General features: G+C 73.7%; 26 protein-coding genes. 14 read left to right on the top strand and 12 right to left on the bottom strand.

Features of this window, described 5'->3' with window-relative positions; translation table 11 throughout:
• Positions 1-106: 106 nt before the first annotated feature.
• The 4 genes from OTB16_RS25160 to OTB16_RS25145 all read left to right on the top strand — a co-directional run bounded on the left by OTB16_RS25160 (position 107) and on the right by OTB16_RS25145 (position 3,718).
• The gene (locus OTB16_RS25160; RefSeq protein WP_267723070.1) at positions 107-805 is read left to right on the top strand and encodes an ABC transporter permease; all 699 of its coding nucleotides are present in this window, start codon (positions 107-109) and stop codon (positions 803-805) included.
• Positions 806-809: 4 nt separating this feature from the next.
• Positions 810-1,478 carry an ABC transporter permease gene (locus tag OTB16_RS25155; RefSeq protein WP_267723069.1) on the top strand — a complete coding sequence of 223 codons (669 nt, stop codon included), beginning with the start codon at positions 810-812 and terminating at the stop codon, positions 1,476-1,478.
• A gap of 33 nt (positions 1,479-1,511) precedes the next feature.
• Entirely contained in the window at positions 1,512-2,498 is a 987-nt protein-coding gene (locus OTB16_RS25150; protein ID WP_267723068.1) for an ABC transporter substrate-binding protein, read from the top strand.
• Positions 2,499-2,596: 98 nt separating this feature from the next.
• Positions 2,597-3,718, top strand: a complete 1,122-nt coding sequence (locus tag OTB16_RS25145; RefSeq protein ID WP_267723067.1) for a hypothetical protein — start codon at positions 2,597-2,599, stop codon at positions 3,716-3,718.
• A gap of 94 nt (positions 3,719-3,812) precedes the next feature.
• On the opposite strand, the gene OTB16_RS25140 is transcribed toward OTB16_RS25145, so the two are convergent.
• The 3 genes from OTB16_RS25140 to OTB16_RS25130 form a co-directional block, all read right to left on the bottom strand.
• Complete coding sequence (locus OTB16_RS25140) at positions 3,813-4,028, bottom strand: hypothetical protein (RefSeq protein ID WP_267723066.1); 216 nt, start codon at positions 4,026-4,028, stop codon at positions 3,813-3,815.
• A gap of 69 nt (positions 4,029-4,097) precedes the next feature.
• Entirely contained in the window at positions 4,098-4,448 is a 351-nt protein-coding gene (locus OTB16_RS25135; RefSeq protein ID WP_267723065.1) for an arylamine N-acetyltransferase family protein, read from the bottom strand.
• Between the two features lie 36 nt (positions 4,449-4,484).
• Positions 4,485-5,627 carry an NADH-quinone oxidoreductase subunit D gene (locus OTB16_RS25130; RefSeq protein WP_267723064.1) on the bottom strand — a complete coding sequence of 381 codons (1,143 nt, stop codon included), beginning with the start codon at positions 5,625-5,627 and terminating at the stop codon, positions 4,485-4,487.
• A gap of 77 nt (positions 5,628-5,704) precedes the next feature.
• Here OTB16_RS25130 and OTB16_RS25125 point away from each other — a divergent pair, with 77 nt between their 5' ends.
• Both OTB16_RS25125 and OTB16_RS25120 read left to right on the top strand, forming a co-directional pair.
• On the top strand, positions 5,705-6,196 hold the full coding sequence (locus OTB16_RS25125; RefSeq protein WP_267723063.1) for a PH domain-containing protein: 492 nt from the start codon (positions 5,705-5,707) through the stop codon (positions 6,194-6,196).
• A 26-nt stretch (positions 6,197-6,222) separates the two neighbouring features.
• Positions 6,223-7,530, top strand: a complete 1,308-nt coding sequence (locus OTB16_RS25120) for a PH domain-containing protein (protein WP_324290879.1) — start codon at positions 6,223-6,225, stop codon at positions 7,528-7,530.
• A gap of 143 nt (positions 7,531-7,673) precedes the next feature.
• Here OTB16_RS25120 and OTB16_RS25115 read toward each other — a convergent pair whose 3' ends face one another.
• Positions 7,674-8,351: a response regulator gene (locus OTB16_RS25115; RefSeq protein ID WP_267723059.1), complete on the bottom strand. Its 678-nt coding sequence runs from the start codon at positions 8,349-8,351 to the stop codon at positions 7,674-7,676.
• Positions 8,352-8,398: 47 nt separating this feature from the next.
• A complete protein-coding gene (locus tag OTB16_RS25110; RefSeq protein WP_267723058.1) occupies positions 8,399-9,598 on the bottom strand; it encodes a sensor histidine kinase in 1,200 nt (399 codons plus the stop codon).
• A 106-nt stretch (positions 9,599-9,704) separates the two neighbouring features.
• Between OTB16_RS25110 and OTB16_RS25105 the strand changes: the two genes are divergently transcribed.
• Positions 9,705-10,694, top strand: coding sequence for an SAM-dependent methyltransferase (locus OTB16_RS25105; RefSeq protein ID WP_267723057.1), 990 nt, complete (start codon positions 9,705-9,707; stop codon positions 10,692-10,694).
• Between the two features lie 140 nt (positions 10,695-10,834).
• Here OTB16_RS25105 and OTB16_RS25100 read toward each other — a convergent pair whose 3' ends face one another.
• Entirely contained in the window at positions 10,835-12,388 is a 1,554-nt protein-coding gene (locus OTB16_RS25100) for a M28 family metallopeptidase (protein ID WP_267723055.1), read from the bottom strand.
• A 238-nt stretch (positions 12,389-12,626) separates the two neighbouring features.
• Positions 12,627-13,751 carry a DUF5937 family protein gene (locus OTB16_RS25095; protein WP_267723054.1) on the bottom strand — a complete coding sequence of 375 codons (1,125 nt, stop codon included), beginning with the start codon at positions 13,749-13,751 and terminating at the stop codon, positions 12,627-12,629.
• A 199-nt stretch (positions 13,752-13,950) separates the two neighbouring features.
• Between OTB16_RS25095 and OTB16_RS25090 the strand changes: the two genes are divergently transcribed.
• Positions 13,951-14,187 (top strand): hypothetical protein, encoded by a 237-nt coding sequence (locus tag OTB16_RS25090; RefSeq protein WP_267723053.1) that lies wholly within the window; start codon positions 13,951-13,953, stop codon positions 14,185-14,187.
• A gap of 16 nt (positions 14,188-14,203) precedes the next feature.
• On the opposite strand, the gene OTB16_RS25085 is transcribed toward OTB16_RS25090, so the two are convergent.
• Genes OTB16_RS25085 through OTB16_RS25065 form a run of 5 tightly spaced genes read right to left on the bottom strand, consistent with a single transcriptional unit; the run spans position 14,204 to position 19,630 of the window.
• Positions 14,204-15,013, bottom strand: a complete 810-nt coding sequence (locus OTB16_RS25085) for a type III pantothenate kinase (RefSeq protein ID WP_267723052.1) — start codon at positions 15,011-15,013, stop codon at positions 14,204-14,206.
• A 3-nt stretch (positions 15,014-15,016) separates the two neighbouring features.
• On the bottom strand, positions 15,017-15,994 hold the full coding sequence (gene nadC, locus OTB16_RS25080; protein WP_420717794.1) for a carboxylating nicotinate-nucleotide diphosphorylase: 978 nt from the start codon (positions 15,992-15,994) through the stop codon (positions 15,017-15,019).
• The gene (locus OTB16_RS25075) at positions 15,991-17,745 is read right to left on the bottom strand and encodes an L-aspartate oxidase (protein WP_267723050.1); all 1,755 of its coding nucleotides are present in this window, start codon (positions 17,743-17,745) and stop codon (positions 15,991-15,993) included. The genes nadC and OTB16_RS25075 overlap by 4 nt, the downstream gene beginning before the upstream one ends.
• Positions 17,742-18,731 carry a pantoate--beta-alanine ligase gene (gene panC, locus OTB16_RS25070; protein WP_267723049.1) on the bottom strand — a complete coding sequence of 330 codons (990 nt, stop codon included), beginning with the start codon at positions 18,729-18,731 and terminating at the stop codon, positions 17,742-17,744. The genes OTB16_RS25075 and panC overlap by 4 nt, the downstream gene beginning before the upstream one ends.
• Positions 18,728-19,630, bottom strand: coding sequence for a Rossmann-like and DUF2520 domain-containing protein (locus tag OTB16_RS25065; protein ID WP_267723048.1), 903 nt, complete (start codon positions 19,628-19,630; stop codon positions 18,728-18,730). Before OTB16_RS25065 ends, panC begins: the two co-directional genes overlap by 4 nt.
• Before the next feature lie 99 nt (positions 19,631-19,729).
• Between OTB16_RS25065 and OTB16_RS25060 the strand changes: the two genes are divergently transcribed.
• The 6 genes from OTB16_RS25060 to OTB16_RS25035 all read left to right on the top strand — a co-directional run bounded on the left by OTB16_RS25060 (position 19,730) and on the right by OTB16_RS25035 (position 23,435).
• Positions 19,730-20,872, top strand: coding sequence for a threonine aldolase family protein (locus tag OTB16_RS25060; RefSeq protein ID WP_267723047.1), 1,143 nt, complete (start codon positions 19,730-19,732; stop codon positions 20,870-20,872).
• A gap of 331 nt (positions 20,873-21,203) precedes the next feature.
• A complete protein-coding gene (locus OTB16_RS25055; RefSeq protein ID WP_267723046.1) occupies positions 21,204-21,389 on the top strand; it encodes a DUF397 domain-containing protein in 186 nt (61 codons plus the stop codon).
• A 79-nt stretch (positions 21,390-21,468) separates the two neighbouring features.
• On the top strand, positions 21,469-22,092 hold the full coding sequence (locus OTB16_RS25050) for a hypothetical protein (RefSeq protein WP_267723045.1): 624 nt from the start codon (positions 21,469-21,471) through the stop codon (positions 22,090-22,092).
• A gap of 14 nt (positions 22,093-22,106) precedes the next feature.
• Positions 22,107-22,274 (top strand): hypothetical protein, encoded by a 168-nt coding sequence (locus OTB16_RS25045; protein ID WP_267723044.1) that lies wholly within the window; start codon positions 22,107-22,109, stop codon positions 22,272-22,274.
• Between the two features lie 118 nt (positions 22,275-22,392).
• A complete protein-coding gene (locus OTB16_RS25040; RefSeq protein WP_267723043.1) occupies positions 22,393-22,893 on the top strand; it encodes a BlaI/MecI/CopY family transcriptional regulator in 501 nt (166 codons plus the stop codon).
• 11 nt (positions 22,894-22,904) lie between these two features.
• Positions 22,905-23,435, top strand: a complete 531-nt coding sequence (locus OTB16_RS25035) for an amino-acid N-acetyltransferase (protein ID WP_267723042.1) — start codon at positions 22,905-22,907, stop codon at positions 23,433-23,435.
• Positions 23,436-23,505: the final 70 nt, after the last annotated feature.

Raw genomic sequence — 23,505 nt, 5'->3', positions numbered from 1 at the left:
CGCGAGTGCGAAGATTTCCGGCCAATGTGGGTACCTGGGGTTAAGGTCGCTCCTGGTTGCGGCATTCGGCAAGGACGTGCGTTCGATAACGGGGGAGGTGAGGAGCGTGGCGGAGCGGAACTGCCTGGTGGCGAACGACTGGATCTGCTGGGACTACGTGACCTCCCGCTCCCAGGAGCTCACCGACGCCACCCTCGAACACATCTGGATCACCGGCGCCTCGGTCCTCATCGGGATCGCCCTGTCCGTCCCCCTCGCGCTGCTGGCCCGCCGCGGCCGCCGCTGGGCGGCGCCCGTACTGGGCCTGACCACCCTGCTCTACACGGTGCCCTCCCTGGCCATGTTCTCCCTGCTGCTCCCCGTCTTCGGGCTCTCGGCGACGCTGGTGGTGACCGGCCTGGTGCTGTACTCGCTGACCATCCTGGTCCGCAACGTGCTGGCCGGCCTGGAAGCCGTCCCCGCGGAGGTGAAGGAGGCCGCGCGCGGCATGGGCTACGGCTCCGCGCGGCTGCTGTGGCAGGTGGAGATGCCGCTGGCGCTGCCCGCGCTGCTGGCCGGTGTCCGGATCGCGACGGTCTCGACCGTGGCGCTCACCACCGTCGGCTCCATCGTCGGCAAGGGCGGCCTGGGCAACCTCATCGCCCCGGCCGTCAACACCTCCTTCAAGGCGCAGGTGCTCACCGCCTCCGTCCTGTGCGTGCTGCTCGCCCTGGTGGCGGACCTGCTGCTGCTCGGCGTGCAGCGCGTGCTCACCCCGTGGACCCGGGCCACCGGGCGCCCGGCCGCCTCCGGCAAGGGGGCCTGAGGCCGTGGGCGTACTCGAAGGGGCCTGGGACTGGCTGACGAACGGCGCCCACTGGTCCGGGGAGAGCGGCGTCTGGCACCGGCTCGGCGAGCACGTCTACGTCAGCGGGATCGCCCTCGCCATCGCCTGCGCGGTGGCGCTGCCGGTCGGCCTGTACCTCGGCCACCTCGGCAAGGGCGGCGCGCTCGCGGTCAACATCTCCAACATCGGCCGGGCCGTCCCCGTCTTCGCGGTGCTGGCACTGTTCATGGTCTCCCCGCTGCGCAACTCCGGCTATCTGCCGACCATCGCCGCGCTGGTGCTGTTCGCCATCCCGCCGCTGCTGACCAACGCGTACGTGGGCATGCGCGAGGTGGACCGTTCCGTGGTCGAGGCCGCCCGGGGCATGGGCATGTCCGGCGGGCAGCTCTTCCTCCGGGTGGAACTCCCGCTCGCCCGGCCGCTGGTGATGACCGGGCTGCGCTCCGGCGCGGTGCAGGTCATCGCCACCGCCACCATCGCGGCGATGGTCGGCCAGGGCGGCCTGGGCCGGATCATCACCGCCGGCTTCAACACGTACGACACCGCGCAGGTCGTCGCGGGCGCCCTGCTCGTGGCGGCGCTGGCCCTGCTGGTGGAGGGCGCTCTGATCGCGGCGGACCGGCTGCTGCCGCGGGCCGCGACGTCCCGCTGATTTCCTGTCCATCGCCTCGAACGGAGTACCCCCATGAGCAAGACCACGCGCGTCCTCGGCGCGTCCCTGGGCGCCCTCGCCCTGACGGTGTCGCTGGCCGCGTGCGGCGGCGACAGCCTGGAGAAGAGCAAGGACGGCGGCGCGGCCTCCTCCGAGCCCTCCGCGGGAGGCGGCAAGGGCACCCTGGTGATCGGCTCGGCCGGCTTCACCGAGGCCAACGTGCTGGCGGAGCTGTACGCGCAGGTCCTCAAGGACGCGGGCTACAGCACCTCGGTCAAGACGGTCAACAACCGCGAGCTGTACGAACCGTCGCTGGAGAAGGGCGAGATCGACGTCGTCCCGGAGTACGCGGCCACCCTCGCGGAGTTCCTCAACGCCAAGGTGAACGGCGCGAAGGCGCCGGAGGAGAAGCCGGTCGCCTCCAGCGACATCGCGGCGACCGTGGCGGCACTGGAGAAGCTCGCCGGCCCGCTCGGCCTGAAGGCCCTGCCGGCCGGCGGCGCCGTCGACCAGAACGCCTTCGCGGTGACGAAGGAGTTCGCCCAGAAGAACAACCTGAAGACGCTGTCCGACCTCGGCACGTCCGGGCTGAAGGTGAAGATCGCGGCGGGTGACGAATGCGCCGTCCGTCCCTTCTGCGCCCCCGGGCTGACGAAGACGTACGGGATCCAGGTGGCCGGAATCGACCCGAAGGGCGTCGGCACCCCGCAGTCCAAGCAGGCGGTCAAGGACGGCGCGGACCAGCTCGTGCTGACCACGACCACGGACGCCACCCTCGACGGCTACGGACTGGTGCTGCTGGACGACGACAAGAAGCTCCAGAACGCCGACAACGTCCTGCCCGTGGTGAACGCCAAGGACGCGGGCGCCCCGGAGGTCGCGGCCGCGCTGGACAAACTGACCAAGGCGCTCACGACGGCCGACCTGATCGACCTGAACCGCAAGGTGGACGCGGAGCGCGCCAAGCCGGCGGACGTGGCGAAGGCCTACCTGGAGTCCAAGGGCCTCGTGAAGAAGTAGCAGTTACGCGGTTGGTGGAGAAATGTGAGGTACCCGCCCGGTAAGGATTTGCCGGGCGGGCACCCCACGCGGCCTCAACGCCCTGTAAATTTCTGGCCATGCCCCGTGGACGCCACCGCAATCCCGAACCCCTGCACCGGCTGCTCACGCCGACGACCGTGGCCGGCGTCTGCGCCGTCAGCGCCGGCGCGGCCTGGCTCCTCGCGGAACCGCTGGCGCTACGGCTGCTCGTGGCCGTCACGGCCACCGCGGGGATCGCCGGCGCCGTCGTCATGCGCGCCTGGGACCAGTCGGCCGGCCGCCGGGTCGCGGAGCTGGCGCGCGAGCGGGTCAAGGACGAGTGGAAGACGGACGAGCGGATAGCCGAGCTCGAATCCGACCTCGAAGAGGCCCGCGTGCTGCGGGGCAGGCTCGACACCAAACTGCGGGCCAAGCGCGTGGAACTGGCCGGGCTGCGCGGCGAGCACGCGGCGCTCCTGCGCCGGTACGCCACCGCCGAGACCGAGCGGGCGAGCGCCCTTGAGCGCCGCCGGCTGCTGGCCATCGAGGCGGCCGCCGCCCCCGCCGCCGCGGCACCGAAGGAACTCCCCGCCGTCACCGAGGAGCGCACCGCGGCCGGCGCGCCCACCCCGGTCGGCTACGCCCGGGCCAAGGCGGCCCTGGGGGTGCTGGCCCGCAAGGCGAAGACCCCGGCCCTGCCCGCCCCGCCCAGGCCGCCGGCCGCTCCGGTTCCGGCGCCCGCGCCTTCCTCCGCCGCCCCCGCCTCAGCCGCTGCCGCCCAGGTGCCCGCCCAGGCTCCGGCGCCCGCCGCCGCACCGACCGGCCCCGGACCCGTTTCCGGCGCGGCCGCCAGCCATGCCCGTCCGGTGCCCTCCGGCGCGGCCGCGGCGCCCGCGCGCCGGCTGGCGGCGGCCGTCGCCCCGTACGCGTCCCAGCGGCGGTCGGCGTCCCGCGTCGAGGGCGGCTTCGACTTCTTCGGCACCAAGAACGCCGCCCAGGCCCGCGCGGTGATCGAGGCGGTACAGAACGAGGACCTGGCCGACGTGGTCGGCGCCGAGGTCCTCGCCGCCCACAAGGCCGAGGCCGCGCAGACCACCACCGAGCCCCGGTTCAAGCCGGCCACCGCGGAGACCCGCGCGGTGGGCCAGGTCATCGACCTGACCGCCCACGACGAGACCGAGCCGATCGACGTGGCCCGGCTGCGCACGGCGATCTCCTAGAGGTGCCCTGAGCAGAGCCGGCGACGACGCCCTGGCCCCGCTCGGCGGCGCAGGACCTGATCAGCCGGGCCGGATGGGTGCCGGTTGACGGGGATCAGAACAGCGTGAGCTGCCCCGGGTGTTCGGACAGGACGAAGCCGTCCAGGGTCGGCGCGGAGGCCCCGAGCATCACCCTGGCCCGGGAGCCGGGGCAGGACACCAGGTCGCCGCGGCCGCTCGCGCCGGGAGGGTCGTGGCGGGCGATCCGGCCCGCGGTGACGGCGCAGTCGCGGCCGCAGGCGGGGCAGGCCCGGCGAGGGGAGTGGGACATGGCCCCAAGTCTGCCCTGCCGCACCGACATCACCGGGACCGCTCCTCCCACCGGCACCGCCGGGCGGCGTCAGGTGCGCGGTGGTGTCAGGCGCCCTTGGCCCGCCGGGACAGCCACGCCTCGTGGGACCGGCACGCCGCGGCCCACAGCGCCGCCCGGTCCGCCGGGGTCAGATCGTCGAGCCGCCGTCCGAAGACGCCCTCGACCGCAGCACAGATAGCCGCCGCCCCCGGCGGCGACGCGACGCGCCGACCGCTCGGGGTCGATCCCGGGCGGCCGGCCGAGCTGGATGTCGATGTTGTCGTAGGCGACGCGTTCCAGGTGCGCCCGCTGGAGGGCGAACAGCCCCTCGGCGCAGGGCCTGCCGTGACCGGTGACACCGAGCCGCCGCAGGTAGCCCGCGGGTATGCCAGAACTCATCCGGTCACCCTAGGGGGTGTCACCGCGGAGCGGCCGCTACTTGTCGATGTCGCCGACGACGAAGAACAGTGAGCCGAGGATCGACACCATGTCCGCGACGAGTTGCCCGGGCAGCAGCACGGCGAGGGCCTGGATGTTGTTGAAGGAGGCACTGCGCAGCTTCAGCCGGTACGGGGTCTTCTCGCCCTTGGACACGAGGTAGTAGCCATTGACGCCGAGCGGGTTCTCGGTCCAGGCGTACGTGTGCCCCTCGGGCGCCTTGAGCACCTTGGGCAGGCGCTGGTTGACCGGCCCCGGCGCCAGCTCCGCCATCCGGTCCAGGCAGGCGACGGCCAGGTCCAGCGCGTTGTGGGTCTGGTCCAGCAGGACCTCGAAGCGGGACAGGCAGTCGCCCTCGGTGCGCGTGACCACCTTCAGGACGTCCTGGAGTTCGCCGTAGGCGAGGTACGGCTCGTCACGGCGCAGGTCGAAGTCGACGCCCGAGGCGCGGGCGATCGGGCCGGAGACGCCGTACGCGTGGACCGCCTCGGCGGACAGCACCCCGACGCCGCGCGTGCGGCCGCGGAAGATCTCGTTCCCGTGGACCAGTCTGTCGTAGACGTCCATCCGGGTGCGGACGTCGGCGACGGCCGCGCGGGCCCGGCCGAGCCAGCCGGCCGGGAGGTCCTCCTTGAGGCCGCCGACACGGTTGAACATGTAGTGCATGCGGCCGCCGGAGATCTCCTCCATGACGGCCTGGAGCTCCTCGCGCTCGCGGAACGCGTGGAAGATCGGGGTGATGCCGCCCAGCTCGAGCGGGTACGAGCCGAGGAACATCAGGTGGTTCAGCACCCGGTTCAGCTCGGCCAGCAGGGTGCGCATCCACACGGCCCGCTCGGGGACCTCCATGCCGAGCATCCGCTCGACCGCCATGACCACGCCCAGCTCGTTGGAGAAGGCGGACAGCCAGTCGTGGCGGTTCGCGAGCATCACGATCTGCCGGTAGTCGCGGGCCTCGAAGAGCTTCTCGGCGCCGCGGTGCATGTAGCCGACCACCGGCTCGGCACTGACGATCCGCTCCCCGTCCAGGACGAGGCGCAGCCGCAGGACGCCGTGCGTGGAAGGGTGCTGGGGGCCGATGTTGAGCACCATGTCGGTGCTCTCCGCCGCACCGCCGATGCCGACCGTGGTCTCCGTCATGCGGGGCATTGTCTCAGCAGGAAGAGCGCGGCCGTCGATCCGTCCGGATCGACGGCCCGCCCGCCTAGGGTGGACGCATGGAAACGGGGACGACGGGTGGGACGGGCGGGCCCGAATGGGTGGGGCTGCCGGGCGGGCTCCTCACGCTGAGGCGGCTGCTGCTGGTGATCTGGATGACGCTGCTCGCGGCGGTGACCGCGGTCGTACTGGGCCTCGCGGTCGGCCCGGCGTGGGCGGCGGTCGGGGGCTTCTGGCTCGCGGTGCTGGCCTGGGGGTGGGTGCTGATGGGCCGGAACTGGCGGTCGTGGCGGTACGCGGAGCGCCCCGACGACCTGCTGATCAGCCGGGGCGTGCTCTGGCGGGAGCAGACGGTGGTCCCGTACGGGCGGATGCAGCTGGTCGAGGTGACCTCGGGCCCGCTGGAGCGGCGCTTCGGACTGGCCTCCGTACAGCTGCACACGGCGGCGGCGGCGACCGATGCCAAGATCCCCGGGCTGGTGCCGGCCGAGGCGGAGCGGCTCCGCGACCGGCTCACCGCGCTCGGCGAGGCAAGGTCGGCGGGCCTGTGACCCCGGGCCGGACAGGAGACGACCCGGTGGCGGCGGAGCCGGTGGCCTCCGAGCGGCGGTTGCATCCGTTCACCCCGCTGCGCCGGGCCTGGGTGCCGATCGCCGCGACCGTCGGCGTGATCGTCCAGCAGGGCGACCGGGCGGGGGAGTGGGTCGCGGACCTGTCCGCCCTGCTGCGCGTCCTGACCCTGCTGGCACTGGTCCTCGTCTTCGGCCTGTACGGCTTCCTGAGCTGGTGGTTCACACACTTCGCGGTCACCGACACCGAACTGCGCATCCGCACCGGGCTGCTCTTCCGCCGCACCGCGCACATCCGCCTCGACCGGCTCCAGGCAGTGGACGTGACCCGGCCGCTGCTGGCCCGGCTCACCGGGGTCGCCTCTCTGCGGCTCGACGTCATCGGGACCGACGACAAGGACGAGCTCGCCTTCCTCGGGGAGAAGGAGGCCGTCGCCCTGCGCGCCGAACTCCTCGCCCGGGCGGCGGGCTTCACCCCCGAGGAGGCCGTGGCGCTGGGCCAGGCCCCGGAACGGGAGCTGCTGCGCGTCAGCCCCCGCGACATCGCCGTCTCGCTCGCGCTGAGCCTGAGCGTGCTCGCGGCGCTGGCCGGCGGGATCCTCGCGCCGGTGTTCGTGTGGTGGATCAGCTCCAGCCCGTGGGCGGCCGTCGTCACCCTGCTCCCGATGCTCGGCGCCGTCTGGGCGGGCAGCGCAGGCCGGTTCCTCACCGAGTACGACTGGACGGTCGCGGAGTCCCCCGACGGCCTGCGCCTGGACCACGGGCTGCTGGACCGGGCCCACGAGACCGTGCCGCCGGGGCGGGTGCAGACCGTACGGATCGTGGAGCCGCTGTTGTGGCGGCGGCGGAACTGGGTACGGGTGGAGCTGGCCGTGGCGGGCTCCAAGAACGACGTCCTGGTCCCGGTGGCCTCGCGGGACGCCGCGTACGCCGTGATCTCCCGGGTGCTGCCCGGGGTGGACCTCGCGGCGCTGGCCTTCGAGGGCTCCCCGCGCTCCGGGTCGCGCTGGGTGGTCCCGCTGTGGTGGAAGGGCTACGCCCTGGCCGTCTCCCCGGACGTGTTCGCCGCCCGGCACGGCCGCCTGTGCCGCCGTACGGAGATCGTCCCGCACGCCAAGGTGCAGAGCGTCCGCCTCTCCCAGGGCCCCTGGGAGAGGGCCCGGGGGCTGGCCGACGTCCAGGTCGATACCGGCGCCAACGGCACGGTGACCGCCCGGCTGCGGGCGGCGGACGAGGCCGCGGAGCTGCTGCACGCGCAGGCCGCCCGCTCGCGCACCTCCCGGGCCTCGGCCCGCCCGGACCGCTGGATGACGTGAGGCCCGGGCGGGACGGGCGGGCGGGACGGCGGGACGGGCGGGGGACCTGGCCTACGGGGTGTCGTCACCGTCGTTCCGTACGCCCGCGGGCCGGGCCGTGCGTGTCAGACACCGCACGGCAGGAACGAGTGTGGAGGCACCCCCTAGGCCGCCGGGCCGCCGCCCGCGCGGACCAGGCCCGTCTCGTACGCGAGGACGACGACCTGGACGCGGTCGCGCAGCCCGAGCTTGGTCAGGATGCGGCCCACGTGCGTCTTGACGGTCGCCTCCGAGAGGACCAGCCGGGCCGCGATCTCGCCGTTCGACAGGCCCTGGGCGACCAGCAGCATGACCTCGCGCTCGCGCTCGGTGAGCCGGTCGACCTCCTTGTTCCGCGGTTCCTCCGTGGTCGTCGGCAGCATCGGCGCGAACCGGTCCAGCAGCCGCCGCGTCGTGGACGGGGCGACGACCGCGTCGCCGCTGTGCACCGAGCGGATCGCCGCGAGCAGCTCGGCGGGCGGGACGTCCTTCAGCATGAAGCCGCTCGCGCCCGCCTTCAGGCCCGAGAAGGCGTACTCGTCCAGGTCGAAGGTGGTCAGGATGATCACCTTCGGGTGTTCGGGCGGCTCGCAGATCCGCCGGGTCGCCTCGACCCCGTCGAGCTTGGGCATGCGGACGTCCATCAGCACCACGTCCACCGTGGTGGCCCGCAGCACCTCCAGCGCCTCCAGGCCGTTGCCCGCTTCGGCGACGACCTCCATGTCCGGCTGGGCGGCGAGCACCATGCGGAAACCGGTGCGCAGCAGTACCTGGTCGTCGACGAGCATCACGCGGATGGACATCAGTTACCTCGTCCTCTTCGACTTCAAGAACTTCAAGAACTTCACGTTCAACTCTTCTTCAGGGGAAGCAGTGCGCTGATCCGGAAGCCGCCGCCCGGCCGGGGCCCGGTGTCCAGGGTTCCCCCGACCATACCGATCCGCTCGCGCATGCCGATCAGCCCGTGTCCGGCGCCGTCGGCGCCGCCGTCCTCGTACAGCTCGTGCGCGGCGCCCCGGCCGTCGTCCTCGACGAGCAGGCCCAGGCCGTCGTCGAAGTAGACCAGCCGGACGCTGGCCCGCGCCTCCGGGCCGCCGTGCTTGCGGGTGTTCGTCAGCGCCTCCTGGACGATCCGGTACGCCGTCAGCTCCACCCCGCTGGGCAGCTTGCGCGGCGCTCCCTCGACCTCGAAGTCCACCGGGAGCCCGGCCGCCCGTACCTGCTCGACCAGGACCTCGATCTGCTCGACGTCCGGCTGCGGAACGTAGTCCTCGGACTCCTGGGGCTCGCCGGTCCGCAGTACGCCCAGCAGCCGGCGCATCTCGGCGAGGGCCTGGCGGCCGGTGCCGGAGATGGTCTGGAGGGCCTCCTTGGCCTGCTCGGGGGCCACGTCCATGACGTATGCGGCGCCGTCGGCCTGGACCACCATCACCGAGACGTTGTGCGCGACGACGTCGTGCAGTTCGCGGGCGATCCGGGCGCGCTCGGCTGCCACGGCCACCTTGGCCTGGGCCTCGCGCTGGTTCTCCAGCCGCTCGTTGCGCTCGATCAGCTGGGCGTAGTAGGCCCGGCGGGTGCGCAGCGAATCGCCCGCCACCCAGGCGAGGGCGAAGGGGACGATGACGAACAGGGCGAAGAGGACGCTCTCCGGCTTGCTGAGGCCCTTGTCCACGCCGAAGCGCAGGAAGTACAGCGGCGAGGCGAGCAGCCCGACGCCCAGCGCGGTGCGCGAGATCCAGCGCGGGAGGTCGCCCGCGGCCACGGTGTAGAGGATCACGAGCATCGCGGCGTCGGCGAACTGCGCCTCGATGCCGAGGGCCAGCTGGTAGAGGCCGGCGCCGAGGGCCAGCCAGAACATCGCCTGCGTCCACTTGCGGCGCAGCGCCACCACGGCGGTCATCGCCAGGGTCACGGGGACCGCGGCGAGCCGGAGGCCGGTGCTCGCGCTCATCGACGCCACGTTCAGCATCGAGAACCCGAAGAAGAAGACGGCCCAGAAGCTGTCGACGCCCGTCGGGTGTCTGCGGAGGAATTCGTAGAGGCGCTGCACGTAACCCAGCGTAGGGAAAGGAGATAGGTGCTGGAGTCAACCACAGGTGCGACCTTGCACTGGGGGCGTACTCCCGAAGGTGGACCCTGAGCTTAGCCTTGGTGCGATGAGCACCCAGGGTGAACGCGCGATTCCGGTTCGTTGGCGGGCGGCGATGGAGACCGCGCTGTACGGCCCCGGCGGCTTCTACGTGCGTCCGGGCGGCCCGGGGCCCGCCGGGCACTTCCGGACCTCGGTGCACGCCTCCGGGCTGTACGCGGGCGCGGTGGCCCGCCTCCTGCTCCGGGTGGACGACGCCCTCGGGCACCCGCCGGAGCTGGACCTGGTCGACGTGGGCGCCGGGCGCGGGGAACTGCTGGCCGGGGTGCTCGCCGCGCTGCCGGCGCGGACGGCCGCGCGGGTGCGCCCGTACGCCGTGGAGCGGGCGCGGCGGCCGCCGGAGCTCGACCCGCGGATCGGCTGGGGCGCCGTACCGCCCGAGCGGACGAGGGGGCTTCTCTTCGCCAACGAGTGGCTGGACAACGTGCCGCTGGAGGTGGCGGAGGACGGGCGCTACGTCCTGGTCGCGCCGGACGGTACGGAGACCCCCGGCGGCCCCCTCGACGACGCGGACCGGGCCTGGCTGGAGCGGTGGTGGCCGGGCGGCGGCCGCGCGGAGGTGGGCCGCACCCGGGACGAGGCCTGGGCGGCGGCCGCGGCCACCGTGGAGCGGGGCCTGGCGGTGGCGGTGGACTACGCCCACGTACGGGAGGCGCGGCCCCCGTACGGGACGCTGACGGGCTTCCGCGCGGGCCGGGAGGTGCCGCCGGTCCCGGACGGCGGCTGCGACGTGACGGCCCACGTGGCCCTGGACGCCTGTGCGGGGCCGGGCGCGGTGCTGCTGACCCAGCGGGAGGCCCTGACCGCACTCGGCGTCTCGGGGGCCCGGCCCCCGCTGGCGCTGGCCTCCACGGATCCGGCGGCCTACGTCCGCGCCCTGGCGGCGGCCGGCGAGGCGGCGGAGCTGACGTCCCCGGCGGGCCTGGGAGCGTTCGGCTGGCTGGTCCAGCCGGTGGGCATCGCGGCGTGGCCGCCGGGCGGCGGCGCCGGGCCCTGACGGGCGGTGCGGTGTCACGGCCCCGCCGCGCCGCCGCCCCGCCCCGCCCCAGCGGCCGGGCGGCGCCGGGCACGGCGGAGGGGCCGGGACCCCCACGGGATCCCGGCCCCTCCTCACCGACCGCGGGTTACCGCGGGCGGTTACTGCTTGATCTCGTCGTGGCCCGGGTGCAGGCCACCGCCACCGCCGCTGCCGCCGGGGGTCGGCTGCGAGACGACCGGCTCGGTCAGCGGGGCCAGGTCGTGCGCGTAGTGGCCGACCGCGTCCGCGATGACGTCGACGTTGATGTCGAGCGCCTTCTGGTCGATGTTGGTGATGTCGTCACCCTTGCCGTGGTAGTTCACGTCGTAGGCGACGCCCGCCTGACCGCCGAACTTCGCGGCCTCCTCGGGCGTCTTGATGCCCTCGGCGCCGGTGAACGTACCGCCGGACGGGATGCCGACCTCGATGAACGGGCCGTAGTCCGAGCGGCCGGAGAAGTCCGTGCCCGCGTGCGGGATCCGCTTCGAGTCGAGGAAGTCGGTGATCCCCTTCTCCAGCTGGGCCGAGCCCGCCGGGCCGGGGCCCGCGCCGGTCGCGTCCGAGTCGTCGCCGTCGTAGACGAAGTACGCGGCGTTCGGCGAGCCGATCATGTCGAAGTTCAGGTAGAGCCTGATCTGCTTCTTCTCGGCGTCGGTCAGGCCGGCGACGTACGCCTCGGAGCCGAGCAGGCCGAACTCCTCGGCCGACCACCAGGCGAACTTGACCTTGTTCTTGATCTTCGTCTGGCTGCTCGCCAGGCGCTGCGCGACCTGGAGGATGCCGGCCGAGCCGGAGCCGTTGTCGTTGATGCCCGGGCCCACCGCGACCGAGTCGAGGTGCGCGCCGAGGAAGACGGTGTTGTCCGCGTCGCCGCCGCGGGTCTCGGCCACCACGTTGTACGTCTTGCGGTTCTCGCGCAGCTCGCGGATGTCGAGGGTGACCTCGACCGGGCCGGCCGCGGCGTCGGCGGTGAGCTGCTCGCCCTCGGCCTGGGTGACGCCGCCGGTCGGGACCTTGCCCGCGGCCGGGTCGCCGAGGGTGCCGTTCAGGGCGCCCGCCGTGTTGTTGAAGATGACCGCGCCGACCGCGCCGGCCGCCGCCGCGTTCTCCTGCTTGACCGCGAAGGTGCAGCCGCCGCGCTTGACCAGGGCTATCTTGCCGGTGAAGGCGCCGGCGGCGAAGTCGCCGGGCTCGCAGCCGTTGGTGCCGTCGGCGTCGACCGGGGCGACCGCGAGCTGGGCCGTGACGCCCCCCTCCGGGCCGCTCTTCGTGTACGTCATCAGGTGGATCGGGACGTCGCGCCCGTTCGAGCCGTTCACCGTGAGCGTCTCGGCGACGGCCTCGACGTACACGAAGTCGAACTCGTTCCTCGTGACCTTGTACCCGGAGGCGCGCATCACGGCCTCGACGTACTGGGCGGACTGCACGTGGCCCTTCGAGCCGGCCACGCGGGTGCCCTTGTTGTAGTCGGCTATCGCCTGGAAGACCTTCAGGTGGTTGTTGGCTCCCTTACCGGTCGCCTCCTTGACCAGCTTCCTGGCGAGCGCGTCACCCTTGGCGCGGTCGCTCTGCGGGCCGCCGGTGGCACCGGCCGGCCCGGCGAGCAGCAGGGGCGAGACAAGGGCCGCGGCCGCCAGGGCGGCGGTGGCTGCGGCTATACGGCGTGAGGGCATGTAGGTCCTTCCACGACAAAAGACGAGCAGAGCAGGTCAGGCGGAGCGGTGGGACGGAGTACCGTGCGCGTGGGTCGGCGGCAGCGGTGGTCGCACGTTAAACAGCAAGTGGCCACTCTGGCCAGAGTTTTCACTGATTCCGGTTTATGAATTCCGTATATCGGTGAATCTGTGCCGATCGAAACAGGCCATCTTCAGGCCTGGTCCGGCCACGGCCGGGCCGCACTCGGCCGGGGCCTCAGCGCAGGATGCCCTCGATGAAGTCCGACCCGATGCGGGCGACGGCGGCCAGGTCCAACTGGTGCTGGACGTAACGCCCCTGACGCCGCGTGTGCATCAGGCCGGCCTTCTTCAGGAAGGCCAGGTGCCGTGACACCTCCGGCGCGGTGATCCCGTACACGACCGCCAGCTCGCTCGTCGTGTACGGGGCCCGGGCCAGGCTCCGGCACAGCCGCATCCGCAGGGGATGCGCCAGCGCCTCCATCCGCAGCTGGAGCAGCTCCACCGACCCCGGCGCCGAGGCCGGTCCGGGCGAACCGAGCGGATAGTGGATCACCGGCAGCCAGCCCGGTGCGTGCAGCACGAGCAGGTGCGGCCAGCCGAAGTCGGTCGGTACGAGGACCAGGCCGCTGCCTATTCGGGGGTCGGTGGCGGTGGTCGAGCCGTTGGCCATCTTGTCGGCGGTGACGGTGGTCAGCGCCTCGTCGACGCTCAGCGCGGAGGAGACCTCCTTGAGCGCCGCCGGCAGGCCCTTGCGGCGCAGCACCTCCGCCTTGTGCCGGGCGTCGGCGCTCTGCCCGGGCCCGATCCGCTTCCAGGTCTCCGCGAAGAAGGCCTCGTCGCAGTCCTCCAGGAGCCGACGCATCCACACCCGGACTCCGGCGGTGTCGTCCAGCAGCCGGACCGAGAAGGCCAGCTGGCGCGGTCCGCGGGCGGCGGCCGCCTCCAGGGCCCTGGTCCGGGCCGCCGGGTCGGTGAGCGGCGAGGCCCCGCCGCCGACGTCGTAGAGGGCCAGCCAGCAGTGCTCCAGGGCGGCCATCACGAACTGCTCGTCGTCCATGCGGTCGAGCACGTCCAGCTCCCCGGCCAGGGTCGCCCCGGGCCGGCCGCTCCCGCCGGGGGTGCCGGCGAAGGCCATGAAGATGTCGGAGAACGAGCTCCGCCACATGAAGTCCGCCTCCAGCAGCCGGTCCGCGAGGTCCGGGTCGAGCGCGGCGGTGGTGGCGGTCGTCCAGGAGGTCAGCCGGGGATGGTGGGAGGGCTGCGCGAGCGCGTGCAGGGACATGCGGAGCTCCGCGAGCGGAGAGGGCGCGAAGACGATCCGCTCCGCGGGGAGGCCGGCGATGTCGATGGTGACGCTCATCAGCCCATTCTGCCGGTGCCCCCGCCACCGGCGGCGCGGGGGCGGGGCCGGACGGCCTACCGGACGGCCGGCGTCCCCGCCCCCGGGCGGTCGGCGTGCGTGACCCCCGGACGGTCCGCGTGCGGGCCCCCGGGCCCGTCGATTGACGGCGGCCGTCAGTCGACGCGCGAGGGGTCCGCGGCGGGGTCAGGGTGGATGCATGAGCGCCATCGAGCAGTACCTCATCGACACCTACCGGGCGTCCCAGCACGGCGCCCCGATGCCCCCGCCGCCCGGACGGGACGACGTCGCCACCCTCCGCGCGGTCCGGACCCACGCCCAGGCCGAAGCCGTCCTGGAGGGACGCCCGGCCGGCCACCCGTGGCTCGCCGCCCTGCTGCGGCTGCTGCGGCACCCCGGAGGGCCCGGCGGGGCCTGCGCCACCCTCCGGGGGTGACGCGGGCGACGCCCGGCTACTCGAAGTTGGGCGCGTTGCGCTCGTACACCAGCCGCAGGCCGATCAGGGTCAGCCACGGCTCGTGGTCGTCGATCACCGCGGACTCGCCGAGGACGATCGGCGCCAGGCCGCCCGTCGCGATCACCCGGACGTCGTCCGGGTCGCCGTTCGGGCCCGCCAGCTCCTTCGCCATCCGGGCGACGATTCCGTCGACCTGGCCCGCGAAGCCGTAGACCACGCCCGACTGCATCGCCTCGACCGTGGACTTGCCGATCACGTTCCGCGGCCGGGCCAGCTCGATCTTCCGCAGCTGGGCGCCCCGTACGCCGAGGGCCTCCATCGAGATCTCGATGCCCGGGGAGATCACCCCGCCCACGTACTCGCCCTTCGTGGACACCGCGTCGAACGTGGTCGCCGTGCCGAAGTCCACCACGATCGCCGGGCCCCCGTAGAGCTCGACCGCCGCGACCGCGTTGATGATGCGGTCCGCGCCGACCTCCTTCGGGTTGTCCATCAGGATCGGCACGCCCGTCTTGATCCCGGGCTCCACCAGCACCGCCGGCACGTCCCCGTAGTAGCGGCGGGTGACCTCGCGCAGCTCGTGCAGGACCGACGGCACCGTCGAGCAGATCGCGATGCCGTGGATGCCGTCGCCCAGCTCGGTGCCGAGCATCGGGTGCATGCCCATCAGGCCCTGCATCAGCACGGCCATCTCGTCGGCCGTGCGCCGCGGGTCGGTCGAGATCCGCCAGTGCTCGACGATCTCGTCACCGTCGAACAGGCCCAGGACCGTGTGGGTGTTGCCTACGTCGATGGTGAGGAGCACGGGTTACACCGCCTCGCGCAGATCGAGACCGATGTCCAGGATCGGGGAGGAGTGGGTCAGCGCGCCCACCGCCAGGTAGTCCACGCCGGTCAGGGCGTAGTCGCGGGCGGACTCCAGCGTCAGGCGGCCGGAGGACTCCAGCGTCGCGCGCCCGGCCACCAGGGCGACGGCCTCGGCGGTCCGCGTGACCGTGAAGTTGTCCAGCAGGATCAGGTCCGCCCCGGCCTCCAGGACCTCGCCGACCTGCTCCAGGGTGTCGACCTCGACCTCCACGGGCACGTCCGGGAAGGCCTCCCGCACGGCCGCGAAGGCCTGCGCGACGCCGCCCGCCGCGATCACGTGGTTGTCCTTGACCAGCGCCGCGTCCGAGAGGGACATGCGGTGGTTGACGCCGCCGCCGCAGCGCACCGCGTACTTCTCCAGCGCGCGCAGGCCCGGGGTGGTCTTGCGGGTGTCGCGGACCTTCGCCGTGGTGCCGTCCAGCACGTCCGCCCAGCGGCGGGTGGCCGTCGCGATGCCCGACAGGCGGCACAGGATGTTCAGCGCGCTGCGCTCCGCGGTCAGCAGGTCGCGGGTGCGGGCGCGGACCGACAGCAGCAGCTGCCCCGCCTTGACGGCGTCGCCGTCCTCCGCGTGCCGCTCCACCTCGAAGGCCTCGGTGCAGACGACGGAGAACACGGCCTCGGCGATGCGCAGGCCGGCCACGACGCCGTCCTCGCGCGCCACGAAGTCGGCGACGGCCTCGGCCTCCTCGGGCACGGTCGCCACGGTGGTGACGTCCACCCCGCCGTCCAGGTCCTCGGAGAGCGCCATGTGCGCGATGTCCTCGACCTCGATCGGGTCCAGGCCGGCGTCCGCCAGCAGCTGCGCCAGCGCCGGGTCGAGGCCGGTCTCCTCGCCGTCGCCGCAGCCGCAGTCGTCGCCGCAGCCGCCTTCGTTGCCGTCGATCAGGGGGAGTTCGTCGGGGGTGCTCACGGTCACTGCTCCAGGCTCTGGGTGGTGAGGGGGTGTCGTACGGACGGGAAGTCCGCGGAGTCGGTGGGGATGACGACCAGGGCCCGCTTCCGCGTCGCGGAGAGCCGGACGACGAGGTGGCGGCGCCAGTCGGCGTCGTCCCGGTCGGGGTGGTCCTCGCGCCAGTGGCAGCCGCGGGTCTCCACCCGCTGCCGGGCGGCGGCGACCAGCACGCGGGCCACGCACAGCAGGTTCGTGGCCTCCCAGGTGTCGACGCCCGGCTCGGCGGTCTTGCCGTGCGCCTCCAGCTCGTTCAGGGCGGTCGCGTACAGCCCTTCGAGGGCCTCGGCCGCGGTCCGCAGCGAGTCGGCCGAGCGGAGCACGCCCGCGCCGTCCGTCATGATCCGCTGGATCTCGTACCGCGCCCCGGAGGGCTGGAGCGGTCCGGTCGCGGGGACCGGGACGCCGGGGCCGCTGCCGGCCGGCGGGGCGGCGACGATGTCGTCGGCGATCCGCTCGGCGAAGACCAGGCCCTCCAGCAGGGAGTTGGAGGCCAGCCGGTTCGCCCCGTGCACGCCGGTGCAGGCGACCTCGCCGCACGCGTACAGGCCGGGGACCGTGGTGCGCCCCTGGAGGTCCGTGCGGACGCCGCCGGACGCGTAGTGCGCGGCGGGCGCGACCGGGATCGGCTCGGTCACCGGGTCGATGCCGTGCGCGCGGCAGGCGGCCAGGATCGTCGGGAAGCGCTGCTCCCACATCTCGGCGCCGAAGTGCCGGGCGTCCAGGTACATGTGCTGGACGCCCTGCTCCTGCATGCGGCGCATGATGCCCTTGGCGACGATGTCGCGCGGCGCCAGCTCGGCCAGCTCGTGCTGCCCGGTCATGAAGCGCACGCCGTCCGCGTCGACCAGGTAGGCGCCCTCGCCCCGCACCGCCTCCGACACCAGCGGCTGCTGCCCCTCGGCATCCGGGCCCAGGAAGAGCACCGTCGGGTGGAACTGGACGAACTCCAGGTCCGAGACCTCGGCGCCGGCCCGCAGCGCGAGCGCCACCCCGTCGCCGGTGGACACCGACGGGTTGGTGGTGGCGGAGAAGACCTGCCCCATGCCGCCGGTCGCCAGGATCACGGCGGGCGCGTGGACGGCGCCCACCCCGTCGTGCTGGCCCTCGCCCATGACGTGCAGGGTGACGCCGGCCGTACGGCCCCGCGCGTCCTGCAGCAGGTCCAGTACGAGCGCGTTCTCGACCGTCTCGATGCCCGCGGCCTGCACCGCCCCGACCAGCGCCCGGGAGATCTCGGCGCCGGTGGCGTCGCCGCCCGCGTGCGCGATCCGGCGCCGGTGGTGGCCGCCCTCCCGGGTCAGCTCGATCTCGCCGGTCTCGGCGGAGGTGTCGAAGACGGCGCCCTCGGCCATCAGCCGCCGCACCGCGCCCGGGCCCTCGGTGACGAGCAGCCGTACGGCCTCCTCGTCGCACAGGCCCGCGCCCGCGACCAGGGTGTCGTCCAGGTGCTGTTCGGGGGTGTCGCCGTCGCCAAGGGCGGCGGCGATGCCGCCCTGGGCCCAGCGGGTGGAGCCGTCGTCGAGCCGGGCCTTGGTGACCACGACGGTACGGCGGCCCCCGGCCGCGCAGCGCAGCGCGGCCGTCAGGCCCGCGACGCCGGAGCCGACGACCACGACGTCCGCGTCGAGGGACCAGCCGGGCGCCGGGGCGTGCAGCCGTATGCCGGTACCGGCGCCGGTGCCGGTGCCTTCGGTGCCTCTGCCTGGGGTGCTCACGAGTGTGCTCCGAACTCCAATGGGATGTTGTCGATCAGCCGGGTCGTGCCCACCTTCGCGGCGACGGCCAGGACGGCCGGCCCGGTGAACCCGGGGGCGGCCTCGGTGAAGTCCCGCGGGTCCACCAGCGCCAGGTAGTCCAGGACGAGCGGCGGCTCGTGGCGGCCCGCCTCCTCCAGCACGTGGCGCGCGGCGGCCCGTACGGCGTCCGGCAGCCCGGCGCCCGCCGCCGACACGGCGTGCGCGTCCGCGGAGGCGCGGATCTCGCCCAGCCTCGCCAGCGCCGAGGCCCGCTCGTCGCTGGCCGGGGAGGCCTCGGCGCGGGCCCGCAGCGCCGCCTGCGCGGCGAGCCGGTCCCGCCCGGCGAACAGGGCGCGGGACAGGGCCAGCGCGGTGCGCCGCTCGGCGGGGGAGAGGTAGCGGTTGCGGGAGGACAGCGCGAGCCCGTCCTCCTCGCGGACGGTCGGTACGCCGACCACCTCGACGGGGAAGTTCAGGTCGGTCGCCATCCGCCGGATCAGCGCCAGCTGCTGCGCGTCCTTCTGGCCGAAGAGGGCGAGGTCGGGGCGGGTGAGGTGGAGCAGCTTGGCGACGACGGTCAGCATCCCGTCGAAGTGCCCGGGGCGGGTGGCCCCTTCGAGGCGCCCGCCCATGGGCCCGGCGCTGACCCGCACCTGCGGGTCGCCGCCCGGGTACACCTCGTCGACGGCCGGGGCGAACACCGCGTCGGCGCCCGCCTCCCCGGCGAGCGCGAGATCGGCGTCGAGGGTGCGCGGGTAGCGGTCGAGGTCCTCGCCCGCCCCGAACTGAAGCGGGTTGACGAAGACGGTGACGACGACCTGGCCGCCCGGCCCGGCCTGCTCCCGCGCGGTGCGGATCAGAGTGGCGTGGCCCTCGTGCAGGGCGCCCATGGTCATCACCACGGCCCGGCGGCCGGTGCGCGGCAGCGCGTGGAGCTCGGCGGCGGTGTGCAGCAGCGGGCTCATCCGGTGCCGTCCTCGTCCGCGAGCACCCCGAGGAGGTCCTCGGCGAGTTCGGGCTTGAGCAGACCGTGCGCGAGCGCCCGGTCGGCGGTGGTACGGGCCATCGCCAGGTACCCGGCGACCGCGCCGGGCGCGTGCCGGCGCAGCTCCGAGACGTGCGCGGCGACCGTACCGGCGTCACCGCGGGCCACCGGGCCGGTCAGGGCGGCGTCGCCGGAGCGCAGGGCGTTGTCGAGGGCCGCGCCGAGCAGCGGGCCGAGCATCCGGTCGGGGCGCTCGACCCCGGCCTTGCCCAGCAGCTCCAGCGACTGGGCCACCAGGGTGACCAGGTGGTTCGCGCCGAGGGCGAGGGCCGCGTGGTAGAGCGGGCGGTTCTCCTCCGCGATCCACTCGGGCTCCCCGCCCATCTCGATGACCAGGGCCTCGGCGGCGAGGCGCAGTTCGTCGGGGGCGGTGATCCCGAAGGAGCAGCCGGCCAGCCGCTGCACGTCCACCTCGGTGCCGGTGAAGGTCATCGCGGGGTGCAGGGCCAGCGGCAGCGCGCCCGCGCGCCGCGCCGGGTCGAGCACGGCGGTCCCGTACCGCCCGGACGTGTGGACGAGGAGCTGGCCGGGCCTGACCGCGCCGGTTTCGGCGAGGCCCTCGACGAGCGAGGGCAGCGCGTCGTCGGGGACGGTGAGGAGCACCAGGTCGGCCCGCTCCAGCACCTGCGCGGGCGGGACAAGCGGTACGTCGGGCAGGAGCCGTGCGGCGCGGCGCACGGACGCGTCGGAGACTCCGGACACGGCCACGGGCACGTGCCCGGCCTGCTGGAGCGCACGGGCCAGCGCGGGGCCGACCCGCCCGGCTCCGACGACGCCGACGGCCAGCCGGGCAGGGCGGGGCTGCTGTGATGGGTTCACGCGGGGAGGGCCTTCCGTTCCAGTCCGCGGGGGGTACCGGACGTTACGCCGCCATGCTAGCCCCTGGCCCTTCTGGCCGGTCGGCGATGATCGGGAGCTATGAACGAGGACAACGGCGAGCACGACGAGGACACCGCACGCGCGAAGCGGCTGGTGGCAGCCTGGCGGGGGGCGGACCGCACCCTGTCCCGGAGCCTCCTGGAGCCGACGGTGGGGGAGCTGCTGGACCTGCTCCGGGACGCCCCGTACGCCATGGACGAGCCGGCCGACGTGTACGGCGACGGGGTGGTCGCCGAGCTGGAGCGCCGGGTCGCGGAGCTGCTGGGCACCGAGGACGCCGCGTTCTTCCCGACCGGGACGATGGCGCAGCAGGTCGCCCTGCGGTGCTGGGCGGCCCGGACCGGCAACCCGGTGGTGGCCCTGCACCCCATGTCCCACCCTGAGCGGTGGGAGGGCGGCGCGCTGTCGGCGGTCTCCGGCCTGCGGGTGGCGCACCCGACGGTCGAGCCGCGCCAGCCGACGCCCGCCGAGGTCCGGGACCTCGCGGAGCCCTTCGGCACGCTGATGCTGGAGCTGCCGCTGCGGGACGCGGGCTTCCTGCTGCCCTCGTGGGAGGAGCTGGAGGCGCTGGTGGCCGCGGCCCGGGAGCGGGACGCGGTCGTCCATTTCGACGGGGCCCGGCTGTGGGAGTCGACGGTGCACTTCGGCCGCCCCCTCGCGGAGATCGCGGCGCTGGCGGACTCGGTGTACGTGTCCTTCTACAAGTCGCTCGGCGGCCTCAGCGGCGCCTGCCTGGCGGGCCCGCGGTCCTTCGTGGAGGAGACCAGGGTCTGGCGCCATCGCTACGGCGGCCAGGTCTTCCGGCAGTTCCCCCAGGCGCTGTCGGCCCTGGCCGGGCTGGAGCGGGAGCTGCCACTCCTGCCGGAGTACGTCGCCCAGGCGCGGATGGTGGCGCGGGAACTGCGGGACGGCTTCGAGGCGGCCGGGATCCCGTGGTTCCGCGTCCACCCGGAGGTGCCGCACACCCACCAGTTCCAGGTGTGGCTCCCGTACGGGCCGGACCGGCTGACCGAGGCGGGCGCGGCGCTGGCGGAGGACACCGGCCGGGTCCTGTTCCGCCGCTGGTCCACCGACGGCCCGCCGGGCCTGTCGATGACGGAGCTGGAGGTGACGGAGCCGGGGCTGTCGTGGACGCCGCAGGAGGTCGAAGAGGCGGTCGCCGCCTTCACGGCCCGCCTGTAGCCGGCGGCCAGCGGCCGGCACCCGGGCACGGGCCGGCACCGGGCACCGGGCGGCACTGGGCACCAGCCGGCACCGGGCACCAGCCGGCACCGGGCACCGGGCGGCCCGGCGCGGCGCGCGGTACCGGCGCGCGGAGCGGGGCTGACCAGCGCGCGGCCCCGCCCGGCTCCGCGCGCCGGTCAGCCCCGGTCCGGCCGCCCGCACCTCCGGGCGTGCGACCGCCGCGCCGGGGCCGACGCACCGAATTCCGCCAATGTGACCGGCCCGAAGCCGCCGCGGCGTTACCTTCCCTTCACAGGAATGACCGGCGACCGCGCCCGGAGGAGACCCCATGACCGCTCAGCCCGTGTGGCAGAAGTCCTCGTTCTGCGACGAGGGGGACGCCTGCGTCTACGTCTCCGCGACCCCCGGTTCGCTCGTGCGCGTCGCCGACCACGCCGATCCGGCGCACCTGGTGCTCGCCACGACCCAGGCCGCCTGGGCCGACTTCCTGCGCGCCGTCAAAGAGTCCGGCTGACCGGAGGCGTCGGCGCCCCGCCGCGCCGACGCCGCTCACCGTCAGAGGATTTTGTCCGATTAGCGCGTATCTTCGGCCCATGCCCACGCCCTACGGATCCCGCGGCGGCATGGCGTTCAGCCCTGCCGAGCTGCACGTGCTCAGGCGCTCGCTCGCCCACGCCCTCCAGTCCTCCTCGGCCCCCCTGTCGGCCGCGGAGGTCCAGGACTGCCTGCGCCTCGCGCGGTCGGTGGACGACGCGGCCTCGGAGGCCGCCCGGCTCAGAGCCTTCCTCCTCGAGGACCTCGCGCGCTACCGGGGCGCTCTCCCCGGCAGCCTCTCCGGCTACCTGGTGCTGCTCCAGGACGCCCTGGCCGCCGGCTACGAGCCGGTGCCGGACGACCTCGCCGCCCTGCGTGCCCTGCGGGCCAACCCGCTCGCCGCGGCGGTGCTGGACCGGGCCCAGGCCGTCGCCGAGCGCTCCGTACGCCGACGGCTCCGGACCGCCCCCGCGCCCCGCACCCGGCTGCTGGCCCTGGCCGGCGGGCAGGGCGGCGGCCAGGGCAGCGGCCAGGGCAGCGGTCAAGGCGGGCGGCCGCCCGTCCCGGCGCCGCAGCCCAAGGACCGGCCGAAGCCGGAACGCCCCGTCCCCACCCCCGGCGAGGCGTTCCCGCCGCGCCGCAAGCCCGGCCCGCCCCCGGCGGAGGGCCGGGCCGCCGGGTAGCTAGGCTGAGGGGCATGGACTACGTTTCCGCGCTCGTGCCCCCCATCGTGATGGCCGCGTTCTTCATCGCTCTCGTCGTGACGATCGTGAAGACCCAGGGCGGCGCCAACAAGGCCAAGGAGGACGCGGCGGTCGACGCCGTGCTCGCCCGGGCCGAGGCCGCCCAGCAGCCCCGGAAGTAGCACCGCAGAGCCTTCGGGCACCACGGGCGTACGGCCACCGCGGCCGTGCGCCCGATTTGTTGCGCGTTGCCGCCGGAATGGTCGGGCAATTCACCGCAATCCGCACTATCGTGCTGGTGTGCCTCGCCCCTTGGGAGATCTCGAAGACGCCGTCATGACGCGGGTGTGGCAGTGGAACCGCCCGGTCACCGTTCGGGAAGTCCTGGAAGACCTCCAGCAGGAACGGTCCATCGCCTACACCACGGTCATGACCGTTATGGACAATCTTCACCAGAAGGGCTGGGTCCGCCGTGAGGCGGAAGGACGCGCCTATCGATATACGGCGGTCTCCACCCGCCCCGCGTACTCGGCCGCACTGATGAACGAAGCCTGGGCGACGAGCGACAACCCCGCGGCCGCCCTCGTCGCCTTCTTCGGCATGATGTCGGCGGAACAGCGAGAAGCCCTCCGGGACGCCGTCCGGATCGTCCAGCACGACGACGAGGCCGCGGGTACGGTCACTGCGGCGGCCGACGCCGTCGCCGCGGCTGCGGAATCCTCGGAAGTTCCGGCCTCCGCCCCCGCCGCGGGCGAAGGGGAAGACGGCTCCGGCGAGCGCCCCGCCGGTCCGGGGCGATAGCGTCCGGACCCATGGGAGAGTTTTCCGCTGCACCCGCAGAAACAGTGACGATCCGCCGTGCCCGCACCCGTGATGTTCCCGCGCTGCGCCGCCTGCTCGACCAGTACGTGCAGCAGCGGATCCTGCTCGACAAAGCCCCGGTGGTCCTTTATGAGGACATCCAGGAGTTCTGGGTCGCGGAACGCGACTCGGACCACGAGGTGGTCGGCTGCGGCGCTCTCCACGTGATGTGGGAAGACCTCGCCGAAGTGCGCACTCTCGCCGTGGACCGCGAGTTGAAGGGCGGCGGCGTCGGCCATCGGGTGCTGTCGCAGTTGTTGGAGACCGCGCGGGCGCTCGGGGTGAGCCGGGTTTTCTGCCTGACCTTCGAAGTGGACTTCTTCGCGAAGCACGGGTTCACCGAGATCGGCGAGACGCCGGTCGAGACCGATGTGTACATCGAGCTCCTGCGTTCCTATGACGAGGGTGTCGCGGAGTTCCTCGGTCTCGAACGAGTGAAGCCGAACACCTTGGGCAACAGTCGCATGCTTCTGCACCTCTGATCGATCACCACGGCTTTTCCCGTGTCCCACACACCCGCGGCCTATGTCCGAATCGCGTACGTTTCCCGCC

The sequence above is a fragment of the Streptomyces antarcticus genome, assembly GCF_026627255.1.
GTDB classification, from domain to species: domain Bacteria; phylum Actinomycetota; class Actinomycetes; order Streptomycetales; family Streptomycetaceae; genus Streptomyces; species Streptomyces antarcticus.
The sequence above is the reverse complement of the archived record's forward strand: the minus strand, read 5'-3'. Positions and strand labels throughout refer to the sequence as shown.